The 12,890-nt window shown below is 34.0% G+C and carries 14 protein-coding genes; 6 read left to right on the top strand and 8 right to left on the bottom strand.

Features of this window, described 5'->3' with window-relative positions; genetic code table 11:
• Positions 1 to 27: 27 nt before the first annotated feature.
• From Q7J54_01870 to Q7J54_01890, 5 genes are all read left to right on the top strand, one after another.
• The gene (locus Q7J54_01870) at positions 28 to 270 is read left to right on the top strand and encodes a ribbon-helix-helix domain-containing protein (protein MDO8740303.1); all 243 of its coding nucleotides are present in this window, start codon (positions 28 to 30) and stop codon (positions 268 to 270) included.
• Between the two features lie 295 nt (positions 271 to 565).
• Positions 566 to 1,792, top strand: a complete 1,227-nt coding sequence (locus tag Q7J54_01875; protein ID MDO8740304.1) for a DEAD/DEAH box helicase — start codon at positions 566 to 568, stop codon at positions 1,790 to 1,792.
• Between the two features lie 264 nt (positions 1,793 to 2,056).
• Positions 2,057 to 3,235, top strand: a complete 1,179-nt coding sequence (locus tag Q7J54_01880) for a hypothetical protein (protein MDO8740305.1) — start codon at positions 2,057 to 2,059, stop codon at positions 3,233 to 3,235.
• A gap of 873 nt (positions 3,236 to 4,108) precedes the next feature.
• Positions 4,109 to 4,675 (top strand): hypothetical protein, encoded by a 567-nt coding sequence (locus Q7J54_01885; GenBank protein ID MDO8740306.1) that lies wholly within the window; start codon positions 4,109 to 4,111, stop codon positions 4,673 to 4,675.
• The gene (locus Q7J54_01890) at positions 4,659 to 5,429 is read left to right on the top strand and encodes a DUF4145 domain-containing protein (protein MDO8740307.1); all 771 of its coding nucleotides are present in this window, start codon (positions 4,659 to 4,661) and stop codon (positions 5,427 to 5,429) included. The genes Q7J54_01885 and Q7J54_01890 overlap by 17 nt, the downstream gene beginning before the upstream one ends.
• A 9-nt stretch (positions 5,430 to 5,438) precedes the next feature.
• Here Q7J54_01890 and Q7J54_01895 read toward each other — a convergent pair whose 3' ends face one another.
• The 8 genes from Q7J54_01895 to Q7J54_01930 form a co-directional block, all read right to left on the bottom strand.
• Positions 5,439 to 6,479, bottom strand: coding sequence for a hypothetical protein (locus tag Q7J54_01895; protein MDO8740308.1), 1,041 nt, complete (start codon positions 6,477 to 6,479; stop codon positions 5,439 to 5,441).
• A complete protein-coding gene (locus Q7J54_01900) occupies positions 6,460 to 7,536 on the bottom strand; it encodes a hypothetical protein (protein ID MDO8740309.1) in 1,077 nt (358 codons plus the stop codon). Before Q7J54_01900 ends, Q7J54_01895 begins: the two co-directional genes overlap by 20 nt.
• The gene (locus Q7J54_01905; protein MDO8740310.1) at positions 7,526 to 9,091 is read right to left on the bottom strand and encodes a DNA methyltransferase; all 1,566 of its coding nucleotides are present in this window, start codon (positions 9,089 to 9,091) and stop codon (positions 7,526 to 7,528) included. The genes Q7J54_01900 and Q7J54_01905 overlap by 11 nt, the downstream gene beginning before the upstream one ends.
• On the bottom strand, positions 9,078 to 10,196 hold the full coding sequence (locus tag Q7J54_01910) for a DNA methyltransferase (protein MDO8740311.1): 1,119 nt from the start codon (positions 10,194 to 10,196) through the stop codon (positions 9,078 to 9,080). The genes Q7J54_01905 and Q7J54_01910 overlap by 14 nt, the downstream gene beginning before the upstream one ends.
• Positions 10,189 to 10,335 (bottom strand): hypothetical protein, encoded by a 147-nt coding sequence (locus Q7J54_01915; protein MDO8740312.1) that lies wholly within the window; start codon positions 10,333 to 10,335, stop codon positions 10,189 to 10,191. Before Q7J54_01915 ends, Q7J54_01910 begins: the two co-directional genes overlap by 8 nt.
• Positions 10,336 to 10,909: 574 nt before the next feature.
• Positions 10,910 to 11,179, bottom strand: coding sequence for a thermonuclease family protein (locus Q7J54_01920; GenBank protein MDO8740313.1), 270 nt, complete (start codon positions 11,177 to 11,179; stop codon positions 10,910 to 10,912).
• A gap of 15 nt (positions 11,180 to 11,194) precedes the next feature.
• A complete protein-coding gene (locus tag Q7J54_01925) occupies positions 11,195 to 11,389 on the bottom strand; it encodes a hypothetical protein (GenBank protein ID MDO8740314.1) in 195 nt (64 codons plus the stop codon).
• A gap of 15 nt (positions 11,390 to 11,404) precedes the next feature.
• Positions 11,405 to 11,698 carry a hypothetical protein gene (locus tag Q7J54_01930; GenBank protein MDO8740315.1) on the bottom strand — a complete coding sequence of 98 codons (294 nt, stop codon included), beginning with the start codon at positions 11,696 to 11,698 and terminating at the stop codon, positions 11,405 to 11,407.
• 155 nt (positions 11,699 to 11,853) lie between these two features.
• Between Q7J54_01930 and Q7J54_01935 the strand changes: the two genes are divergently transcribed.
• The gene (locus Q7J54_01935; GenBank protein ID MDO8740316.1) at positions 11,854 to 12,858 is read left to right on the top strand and encodes a hypothetical protein; all 1,005 of its coding nucleotides are present in this window, start codon (positions 11,854 to 11,856) and stop codon (positions 12,856 to 12,858) included.
• Positions 12,859 to 12,890: the final 32 nt, after the last annotated feature.

Raw genomic sequence — 12,890 nt, forward strand, 5'->3', positions numbered from 1 at the left:
GTGTACTACACTCATATCACCATGACAATGGCAGTAACTCAGGTCAGGTTGCCTCAAGGCATTATAGAAGAAGTAGATAGATTAGTAGAAAGAGGCCTCTACACTAATAAGTCCGATGTTGTTAGAGATGCACTTAGAAAATTAATACTTGAAAAGCAAGTTGGCTCAATTCCAAATACAGGAGATTCTGTTAAGGAAATAAGAACTATTCGAAAGAAGCTATCAAAAGAGGCATTCGATCTCAGCGCCATTAACACATTAGGAAATTAAATCTTCAGGTTTCTTTACAGTTATATGTTCCTTTGCAAAGTTTATCAGTTCATTATAAAAATTTTCGACATTCTGGAAAATTGCGTTCCGCAAAGTAATTTTTAGTGGCTCGTGTTCAATCAAAAAAGCAAAGCGATACATAAAAAACAAAAATAAAGGGGGACATTTCGTTTTAGTCGTTCGTTAGGGAGTGGGGTGATGGCGCTATTATGTTCTCAAAAATTAATTGAAAATCACCCTCCATAATCGATGCTTTTAAAAACATGGCCTGTTTTTTGAGTAATTACACAATACAATGTCATTTCAACACCTTAATCTCATCGAACCGCTTCAAAGGGCGCTTGCGCAACAAAGTTATATTACGCCGACGCCGATACAATTGAAGGCTATTCCTGACCTTTTAATGGGCAAAGATCTGATAGGCATAGCTCAGACAGGAACGGGTAAAACTGCCGCATTTGTGCTGCCTATTCTCCAGCGGATGACTGAAAAATATCCTCGTGTGCTTCGTACACTTGTGCTTGCGCCGACGCGAGAACTTGCTGCGCAGATTGGCGATAGTTTTGCTGCGTACGGCAAGTTTCTTAAATTTAAACATACGGTTATTTTCGGCGGCGTTGGTCAAGGGCAGCAAGTTGATGCTGTAGCCCGAGGCGTTGATATTGTTGTTGCGACACCTGGACGGCTGCTTGATTTAATGAATCAAGGCAAAGTGAGTTTAAAAGATATTGAGTTCTTTGTTTTGGATGAAGCTGATAGAATGCTTGATATGGGCTTCATTCAGGATATCAAGAAAATCATCGCAAAATTACCGCACAAACGGCAATCACTTTTTTTCTCTGCAACGATGCCGCCACAGGTTAGTCAGCTTGCGCATCAACTGCTGAGGAATCCTGTTCATGTTGAGGTTGCGCCGCAAGCTACCACTGTTGAAAGTGTCAAACAGTGTGTATTTTTTGTTGATTCAGCTGCTAAGGAAAAACTGCTCTTAGATCTTCTATTGCAAAAGCATCTTACTCGTGTCTTAGTCTTTACTTGCACAAAGCATCGCGCAAATAAGGTCGCAGCTTATCTGTGCAGCCATAATGTCGATGCCGTTGCAATTCATGGCAACAAGTCGCAAGGTGCTCGAACACAGGCGCTTCAGAGTTTTAAATCCGGCAGAACTAAAGTGTTAGTCGCGACGGATATTGCTGCGCGCGGTATTGATATTGATGATATCTCTCACGTTATTAATTTTGAACTTCCTAACGAGCCTGAAGGTTATGTTCACCGAATTGGCAGGACTGCGCGGGCAGGGGCGGATGGTACAGCGTATTCTTTTTGCGCTGCTGCTGAACGGGATTTTCTTAGGGATATTGAGAGATTGATCCGATTGAAGATCGAAGTTATGCCTCATGCTTATCATTCAGATCAAGCGCAGAATGCTGCCGGTGCGGCTGCTCGGCCGCCGCCAAGGAATCAAAGAGGGCGCTCGAGAAGGTTTAGGCCTCATCAGGGCAAATCACATTTTAGACGGTGATGGATGTGTGTGGTTTGTTGATTACTATGTTTTAACTTTTAGCTACTAAAAATTATTGAACTTAACATCGGAATTCCTGTTCTATTCTTTTTCCATACACAAGTGTGGGAAACCTGCGTCCACAGAGTTGTGTTTAAGTTCCAATCAATTCGAGCGTAGTGAGTGTAAATGTGCGAAGCACGGGGGGAGTTCGTTGTTCTATCAATCTTTGTCGAAGTCTAAATGAGTATGTTTAAATACTAATTACTTTTAACTAACAATAGGATGTTAAGAACCAAAAAAAAGAGCGTAAGTTTTCTTTCTATTTTTGCCCTTTTGGTTTTCATTATTTTTATTAGTGGCTGTACACAGGCTCCGCCAACAGCAGCAGACGTTGCAAAGTGCCTTGCTGCTAGCGGCGCAAAATTATATGGCGCATCTTCATGTTCTGATTGCGATGACCAAAAAGCGCATTTTGGAGGGGATTTCAAATATATCACATACATCGAATGCGATGGTGTTGGTTCTGAAGAATGCAAGAAAGAAGGCATAACTAAATATCCTACTTGGGTCTTTAAAGATGGCCAGAAATTAAGTGGGGTGCAATATTTGGAGGATCTTGCAAAGCATTGTGATACTCCCAGGATTACTTCAAAAAAGGAGGAGCCTTCTGTTCCAAAAGAAGAATCAGGAGTAGAGGAGTCAAGAGTGATTCCAAGACAAGGTGGCGCTAGAGTAAATGCTCCGACAAAATCAATGTATGAAGGAACTTATGAAGGCAAGTTAGAGTATGAATACAATCCTACTTGTCCGCATATTAAAAAGACTCTTCCTGATGGGCGAACTTATTTAGCTCCTGATGGCACAGGTTGGATTCCTGCAACTCTTATGCTTCGAATCAAATTAGGGTCTATTCCTGAACATGATGATGAAGGTAACGATCACGTGTATAGTAGGCGTGACCTTTTTGATGTTAGGGTTTTAAACGTATGGTTTGATGACCCTGACTTTCAGACTGGGTCTGATGGTTATAAACCAGTTAATAATCGTTATTCTGAACTAGTTATGCCTTGGCTTCCAAGAGACCCGGCTGATCCTGCGCATAATGTAATTATGGAAGACGGAGAAAGTTTACAGCTTGATTGGACTGGCATGGTTTTTAGTTTACTTGAAAACCCTAATGATCGGACGAGCAAGGCCCTATCAAGTTTTTCCTTAACAGGCAATTTTGCCAATCCCACTGGTTTTTATGTGAGTGATGATGCAAAAGTTATTCGTAGCATTCCTATACCGCACCAAGACTATATGGGTGATGAAGGTTGGTCTGCATATCAAGATACTTGGAATGCAAATATTGAGAAAGGTTCTGGACCTTTGTCTCTCGATAAACAACTCGAACATTGGAAGGCAGGATGCCGAACAAGGTTTAAGACCTGGAGTCTCACAAGAATTTCTGATTCATAGAAGCTTAGGACATGACAAGATATAATTAATGCCCCATATTTCCGTCTTCTTATACGGGAATCTTACATGTTGTTTATAATTTCCAAGGAGGTTAGAACAGCATGAAGATCGATACTTCATTGAAGAAGGAAGTATCTGGAAGAGATGTTTTAATAAAATATGATTTCCCTGAGGAGATTATTGAAAAAGATGTCAATGCCCCTTTTGTCTTGTGAATACTCCCCCCATTTAATTTTAGAACTCCCCCTTTCTACAATAAACTAGATTTTACGAAGGAAAATACAATATGTGCGAAGCACCGAACTCCCCCCGTAAATCGTAATTAGAACTTAAACACAATTGAACTTAACATCGGAATTTAACGAAGTTTTTTCTCCTCTAAAATCCGAGCCTCGAAAAATGAGGCAACCCGCATTTTTCAGAGTTGCGAGGATTTTGAGAGATGAGAAAAAATTTGGGAAACCGAAGTGCAACGAGGTTTCCGTTAAATTCCTGTTAGCCGACCCGAGCGAAGCGAGAGTGCAACGGGGTCGAGCATTTTTTTCCGCAGAAAAAAAGCGGAGAAGTTTTCTTACTGCCGAAAATCAGATAGGTGCCGTAGTTTTTACTTACTTTAACATCAATAACTGCGGAGCAGACAATAGTTTAGTCGTGGGGGTGGGGCGTTCGTCGTTCTTATTTAACTTTTTAAACTTCAATTTAATAGGTACTTACTTAATTAGGTAGTTAGTCAGTTGGTTAGTTAGACGGTATAAATATGTTTATTTGATATATGCTAAGATTTGTATTCAAGTATAAATATAACATTAAAAAACGAAAAGTATTTAAATGAGAACACTTTTATCATTAAAAAAGTGACGGAGGTCGTCTAAAATGGATGCTGAAAGATTAAAAGAAATAACAACTGCCGCTAATGATGCTGTAAAAGATTTACCTGCTGATTTAAAGCAGAGTGCTTTTCAAACAATATTAAACAAATTATTGGAAACGGGAATTACGAAAGGAAAAAATATACCCCAAAAAGGTACTCCCAAAGCAAAAAAGAAATATAAGAAAAGCAACGCTTCAAAACCCAATGAATTTGACGAATTAACCAAAAAGCTCATCGCAGGGATTAATCGAACAGAATATCCTCTGATGTTTAACTTAAAGAATGCGCTTGATAAGTCATTATATACACTTAAAATAGCTAAAGATAAATTAAATATTGACGGACTGTTACCCTCTCAAGTTTCAGCAGTATTGTGGGATAATTTCAGACTAAAGACGACACAGTATGCTGTTAGCATGCAATTAATGAATGCTAAAAAATACGTAAATCGAAAACAGGTATCTGTCAAAGGTGGAGTGGGTTACAAATACCACCTTGCACATGAAGGAGAAAAATATATCGATACAAAATTAGCAGAGATGAATACTAGCGATGCCACAACTAACTGAGCTTATAAAAAAGCTGAATGCAAAAAAGATAGATTGGTCAAAATACCCTTCTATAAAAGGATTTGAACAGAATAAGCTCAGGGCATATTTTATTCTTCATGTATTAGAAGTAGAATTGGGAATAAAGCAGCTTTCTGCGTCAGAGATAGCCTCTATTTTAAAAATAAAATTCAAAAAAAATACAACTTCACAAGCAATAAGAGGAGCTTTAAACCCATTCCTTGGTGATGAGGTAGAAGTACTACAAAGAGAAGATGGAGTTACAGTATATTCTTTATTGCCTCCTGCACAGAAAATTATAGGGGTAGATGATCTATCCATAAACTTATCATTTAGTCCTAAAGAAATTGTAATTCCTATTGAAATTTTTGACGAAACAAAAGATTACATTAAAAAAGTAGCCATACAAATCAATGGGTGTTACAGGGACAAGTACTATGATGCTTGTTCAACAATGTTACGTCGTTTATTTGAAACACTTATTATAGAAATTTATGAGAATAAAAAAATAGAGGATAGAATTAAGGATGTGGATGGACAATTTTTAAAGTTGAATGCCCTAATAAGTAGGACTATAAATGATAAAGATATTAAAATGTCATCGCAGACAAAGCAACACTTACCAAAAATCAAGCTATTTGGAGATACTGCTGCACATTCTAGAAAAATAATTCTTAAAAAACATGATATAGACTTGTATAAAGATGAGATTAGATTAAGTGCTGAAGATTTAGTATCTGAAATAAAATTTTAAGTTTATTTTTCAAACGCCTCTTTCAACACAGCTTCCATCAATAATTCTGATTTTATTTGTTTCTAGTCCGTCTTTTATAATTTTTGTAATATTATTAAAAATGGTTAATGTTTTTCCTTTCAAAGGCTTATCTTTTATTGATTTTAATTTTCTGATTAACTTTTGAGGTACACCTTCAAGTTCATCAATGGTAATTATTGTTACACCTGGTTCGTTTCTCAACAGTTTCCATTCTTTATCATCTGGTTTATGTGTATCTAAAAATTCAACATCTTCTCTCGTCATCTTAGGCCATAAATAATAAAATTTCTTTTCTGGGAAAAAATACTTTGTTAGAAACATTTCACCAACGGCTATATGACCGGCTCTTTGGGAACCATCAGTAAAATTTCTTTTCATTCTACCGGAATACTTTATAATATGATCTTTCTTGACAATAGTTGACCTTTTCTTAGCAAATTCATCCCAAGAACCACCATATAACTCTTGAAATTTTCCGTTAAAAATTGCAAACATGGCTTTAAGCTTATTATCTATGAATTTGTTTAATGTATCTTCTTGACCGTGAGCTAATAGTAATTCTCGCAATTCATCCAAATCATCTATTATCAAATATTTACCTTTTTCAACTTTGGAAGCAAAATAAGCCATTCCAAATAAATCTTCTTGAATTTTGTGAATCCCTCTTTTAAGATAATACACTCCGATTATGCCCGCTTTAACAGCACCAAGAGCATGATGAAAACGCTGATATTGTGCATTTCCAGAAGAACCACGATTTAATGCATCTGTTCCTTCTAAAGCGATAACAGGGATTTCCGTTGTAGTTTTTCCTGTTAATGGATCTTTCCAATTTCCTCTTTTTACCCAACAAGCATCACAGGAACCATATGCAATACCATTAACACCAAAAGTAAGCCCGCCATCACTAAATGCTTTTTGATCATCATTGCTTGATTGTGGAAATACTCTTAGTGAGAGCCCATTACATCTTGTCCCAATCTTTTGTAAGATTTCTCTTTTAATTATTTCATCGCTTGAAAGAGCCATTGCAAATTTCCCCTATTTTATTAAAAATTTCTTCATAAGATAAATTATTTACAAAATTAATTATATCTTTTACTCCTGAAATCTTTTTATTTCTTTTTTCTTGAAAGAATTTAATGAACTCATCATTAGTCAGGTTAGCGATTAAATAATATTTTAGATAATTAGATAGCCAAGAAGCATATTCTTTTTGTTTATCAACCTGAAATAGCACATCATTAGACATTCTTTCAATTATTTTAATTTTATAATCATCATCAATTGTAATTAACCCATATTTTGGATTTGAAGGAAGTTGTTTTGATGGATGTATTTCATAGCATTTATTGAAGAATTTTGTTTTCAAATATTTTTCAATTTGATTTTTAATTTGACTGGTACTAGTTTTTGCTTCCCCAACTACACAAAATACTTTTTCATTTTTAGATTGTTTTTCAATATTCCATCCCAGTCTGATTAATGATAACTCTATTAAATGAATTTTATTAAATGTAATCGCCTCATTTAGTTTATACCCTCCAAAGTCAGGAGAACCGGCACTATGACTTAAAGGGATTTGGTTTTCAACTATGTAATCTTGATTTTTCATTACTTCACATGCAAGATATTCCATAAATGGTTCCATTCCATTTCCTTTCTTTGATTTTTCAATTCTTTGAATAATATATTTAGTTGAAGGTCCAGAAATTTCCGATATAAATATCCTGAGTTTTGTTTGCAATTCTATTTCAGACTCAAACTCAACGGGGATAATTATCTTTTCTCCATCAAATAGGTATTTTTTAGATTGTGCTATTATATGGGGGGTATTTTTAAGAGTAGTATTATCAAATATTCCAGTTACAAATTTATAATCCAGAGCGTTATAAAATAATTTCATTAATCCTTTAGGTGTAAATAGATATAATGGGTCGTCCAAGTATCCTGCACCAGTAACGGCAGAATATATAAATGCTGTAAAAGAATCAACAATTATTCCTTTACCTAACTTCGTATCAATTATTTTATAGCCAAAGTTTTTATTCATAATATTTATGAATTCTTTTGAATTAATTTCCATTTGGCACCATTCCCATAAATTGACCTATGCTTTTTATAGATAAATGTGATATATCCATTTGATATTCATTGAAGTATAATTCATTTATTAAATTAACAGAAATGAGGTCATAAATTGTTGCAGGATTACTCTTCTTATTTTTTGTGACAATATTCATCAAAATTTCTTGAGCAGATATTTCTGTTCTATGTGTAGATTCATATTTTCCTTTAATAAATGTAAGGTATAAATCCGTTTTAGGAGAAAATTTTGCCCAATTTTTATTATAAGAGTGACCATTAGTATCAACTACTTCAGTATTTTCTAAAACAAAATTATATTTTTTGAAAATATCAAGAACACCTTTCCAAATTTTAAATTCTTTGTTATGGAAGCAAAGAGTGTATCTTTTTCCATCTTTCAAAACCCTATTAGCTTCAGCAACGCTCTTCTCTAAAAGATCTAAAAATTCAGGGATACCTTTGCTTTGAACTGGATTTATAACCACTTCTTCTTCAATTTTATATTGATAATTTAACCAAGAATTCCAGATAAATGAAAGTTCAGAATATTGGACAGCTTCTCCATAAGGAGGATCTGTAATAATATAATCCACCGAATTCTTTTTTAATCCTGTCTTAAAACAGGATTTATTATAAAGTTTATAATTTCCTATTTCGGTGTCTCCAATTTTCTTCTTTAATGCTCTTTTACTATCCAGTACTAATTCAATCCGGTCTAAAAATCTTAACCAGGGGTTCTCTTCAAAATAATCATTTGGAATCCAGTAATTATTAACATTCAAAGGTCTAACATTTTCTCCTTTTAGTTTACTTGCATGCAATACTGTATTTGAAAAAGCCAACAAGAATAAATTAATATATTGGAAGTTTGAAGATTTGATTATATCTAACAGTTCTGATAAGAAATACAAATTTCTAGGAGTATACATGTCGGTCACTTTCTTAACGCCTTTATAAGAAAATCTATCTTTATAGAATTTTTCTGGAAACTTATTATTAGGTATCCATTTTGTAATTTTGTATTTTTTTGTTGATTTTGCCAATTCCTCACTAGTTACTTTTCTAATTAATTTTGTTTTTTTCCCGCAATCAGAACAAAATAGGTATGCTGTTTCTTTACCTTTAAAACTTGGCCCTATGTTTGTGTGTTGTATTATTAGATTATTACCACAGATCGAACAAATATCAGAAACAGTATATAACTCTTTAACTAATGGCAAAAGTTTCTGTTTAATTAATTCTAGTTCATTAAAGAATAATTTCTCATTAAAATGATTAAGGATGGTACTTTCAGAGATGAAAATACTAATCGGGTTTAAATCAAAACCAACAAAATTTCTTTTCATAGAAACAGCTTCCAACGCAGTAACTCCACTACCTAAAAACATATCTAAAACGCTATCGCCTTCTTTGGAATATTTTTGTATACAACTAGAAATAGGATACCACGGTTTTCTTGCCCAATATTTATGTAAATCATACACTTTAGACATTTCTTTATTGTCCTCTTCCGAAATTTTACTTACTAAATATTTAACTTCAGTTTTTATCATTTTCTTTTTCCTTTCGAAATATTAAACAATAATGATGTAATATGTTTGCTGTCCATGTGTGTGGATACCCATAAGGTGCTAAACCCATTTTATCCTGTATCCATACTTTTTCATCTTTTAAAGCATATTTTTTAGATAGAATCTTTGCAATATCCCAAGCTAAAGGATAAAACTTTCCCCCTTTCTTAATATTTTTAACAATAACTACTAAATATGACTTATCATTCATTAAATCGTATATGTCCAAATATATTTTAGTAACATCATCTAGAAATTTATCGTAATCAGAAATGTTTCCTAAATCAATATTACTATCGGAATATTTTATATCCAAACCTTTCGCAGTTCTAATCTTTTCAAAAGAACCAGTGCTTCTATTCAATACATCCCAATATGGTGGCGAAGAAATACAAAAATCAAATTTTTTATTTTTAAAATAATCTTTTACATTTCTAGAGTCTCCATTAATAATATTCTCTTTAAATTCAGGAACTCTTTTTAATGCTGAATTAAAATATTTTGTATTTAATTCTATACCATAACCTACTCTTCCTGTTCTTTTACAACCTACTAATGTACTCCCAATACCTGTAAATGGATCTAAAACGGACATTCCCTCTTTCGTAAAAAATTTAATAAAATGTTCCATCATCGTAGGTGAATATGTTGCCGGATGATCTTCTGTATCTCCACAAATTTCTCGTTCTTCTTTTATATCACTTAAAAGTGCATTAAATATGAACCAACTGCATGAAAATAGTGTCCACTCTTTTCCAGTAAGATGATTAAGTCTGTTTTTAAGGTCATAGGATCCTTCTTCGGGCTCTAATAATATTGCGTGGGCATTTTCTACGTTTCCTGAAGCATCAAATAATTTAACATTACTCCAATTCGCAATAAACTTTTTAGGAATATCATTTTTATATTTAGTAAAAATCTCTTTAAGTCGTTGTTTTGCTCGTTCATTCTTTTCTTTATCATTTACAGGAGTAATTTTTCTGCCTTCCGCTTTATGATAAAAATAGATTTCTCCAATTTCCTTCATAAATTCATTCAATAAGACTTTTTTACTTCCTGTTTTAATTTTTGGAGTCATATCAACCATTTTTGTGATTTTCCTCAAGTTCTTTTTTCATTAATGTTTCAACTTTCCTAGATAGAATCATATTATTTTCTTCACAATACTTTTTATATTTTTCATATACTTTCTCATCTAGACTTAATGCAAAAGTTTTTCTGCCCATATGGATTCATATAAAATTATATGTTTATAAATCTTACGTCCACTTGTCCAGTGGTAGTCGTTAGTCAGCCCCACCCCCAGTCGTTTAAAGTAAGTAAAAATTTGGGTGAAGCGGAGGCGTAACCGTTTAGCAAATGTTAGATGAAGTATGGTATTTCATTATTCTCGTTTTCGTTGGACTGCTAAACGAAGGCACCTATCTGATTTTCGGGAATAGCGTAAGCGTATGAACCTACTAGGCAGTAAGAAAATTTTGGCTAACGTATGCGATTTAACGAAGTCGTTTAAGTTCCGCAGAACATTAAACGATTTGGGTCGAACGACTGCAAGGAGTGAGCCGTTAAATCGCTGTTAAATACCCCGACTGAAGCAAGTGAGTGTAAAATAAATTATCAAATTTCTCACTTGCGTAAGGAGAGCGCAGCGTGGTCGAGGTTTAAATTCCCGCAGGAATATTAAACCGAAGAAGTCTTTTGTTACCGTAAATATATGCTATTGCCGTAGTTTTTTTAATGAATCGTTTAATCAATTCCTGCGTAGTAGACTAAAAGTTAGTCGTAAGGGGGGAATCGGGATTAATATCCTCTTTCTTTCATTCTTTTATTTACTAGTGACCTGTCAACTCTGACATTAGCAACAATTCTGTCGTAACTTCTTCCTACCGGAACTATCGTAACTGTTTCACCACTTATCAGATTTCGAAGTGTACTCGTGGCAGACTTACCACCAAATTGATTTTTTTCTGGTGCATTAACATTTGCCAGACGTATTTTATTAGTTCCATTTATCATTCGATTTACGATAAAAGTATCGCCATCGATAACTTTAGTAACTGTTCTTCTCATATTTTTCACCTCCGTTTAATATGCAAGTCTCTTCATTACTCCGAAGATACCCAATAAGCCTAAAATCACACCTATGCCTACTCCAAAAGTGATAGCTGTACTTCCTGCATTAGGCGAGATATTCAATCCTTTCAGAGCGATACCTGCAACGATAAGAGTTCCAACAATACCTGAGGCGCCAAGCCCCAATGCAAATATTTTTTGTGCCATTTTTTCTACCTCCATTTAGTAAGCGATAACTAGCTTAAACTCAGTATTTGGTCTTGAATTAGCGTACCGTTCAAACGCCGCAATTTGCTCTTTATCCTGTTCAACAGATTCTTCTGTTTCTACCTCTACAACTTTCTCCCAACCCCATTTTCTAGCTATCACATCAGGTATGTGACCATTAATAATGTCTGGTTTGCTCCAGCCTGCTAAGTCAGCCCATACGCTATATCCCTGATTTCGAAAGATAACTGCTTCGGCTTCAACTTTCCGATCATGTTTACTCTGTTTTTCTGGTGTTCTTCTTGCCATAATTTATTCCTCCGTGCAAAAGCACAGCCTCAAAATAGACTACTTGTTTATAAACTTTATGCATTATAAGTAGTTTTATACCTATAAGTTGTTTAAACGTTATTAAGTAGAAGTAGTACAACAAGTTTATAAACTCAGCCATTTTACTTAGAAGTATGGGAAATGAGCGCCGATCAAAAACAGATCTCATCCTTTCTGTCTTAGATAATATTCATGAACAGGAGAAGACTATTGGTGAGCTATCGTTAATACTAAAAACAAATTGGAATAGCGTTAAAGATACGTTGGAATTTCTTAAAAAAATAGGGCAGGTTGAAGAAAGAACTATTAACTCTGAAAAAAAATATATTGCAGTAAAATATGGAATTGGAGATAAAAATATCCCTACTTATTTTAACCTCCCTATACAAAAAAATGTTGAACATTTCGCAGGTTATATCTATAAAAAGATCACACATTATTTTCGCTCTACTAAACAAATTACACCCAATACGACACAACTCCAAAAAATATCTGTCAAAATATTTGACGACCAATGGATACGGGCTAAGATCAGTGTTCCAACCGGTTGGTACCGATTTGGAAAAATATCTATTTTTGGAGTTAGAAGGGGAGACACTTTCGATGAATACAAAGATGAGGAATTTGATAATGATAACAAATTACAGACAATTATAAAAAAAGCAGTTCAAGATTTTGCTGATGAGCAATATACATTTAATGCTAGAAAGAAGCAATACGAAACTGAAAATAAACAGCAATATTTATTACTATTAGAACTAGAAAAAATGCAGTTGCTTCTTTCTAATCCTGAAAAAAATAAGGATATTCTCCTAAGAAACTTAGATAGTTTCATTAATTCAATACCACCAGAACAAAAAACAGCAGAAGTTATAAAATTGTTTTACGACTTTAAGTCTATGTTACAAGAATTTATAACAAATAAACCAAAGATGAGCAACGATATTAAAGATTTACTGTGTCAGACATTCCAGCGCTTATGGGATGTAGTAGCTACACTTAATTTTTATGATTCTTTATTAGAACAGAAATCATATTCAAAAGAAACACTTGATCAATTTATATTGCCAGATATCTTACAAAAAGAGTTAATGGCGCGACTGACATTTGACGAATTAAAAGGAAAGATTGCTTCATAATCCAATGAGTCGTATTCCCATAAGCTACTAAA

The sequence above is a fragment of the Candidatus Woesearchaeota archaeon genome (genome assembly GCA_030651135.1).
GTDB lineage: Archaea > Nanobdellota > Nanobdellia > Woesearchaeales > JACPBO01 > JACPBO01.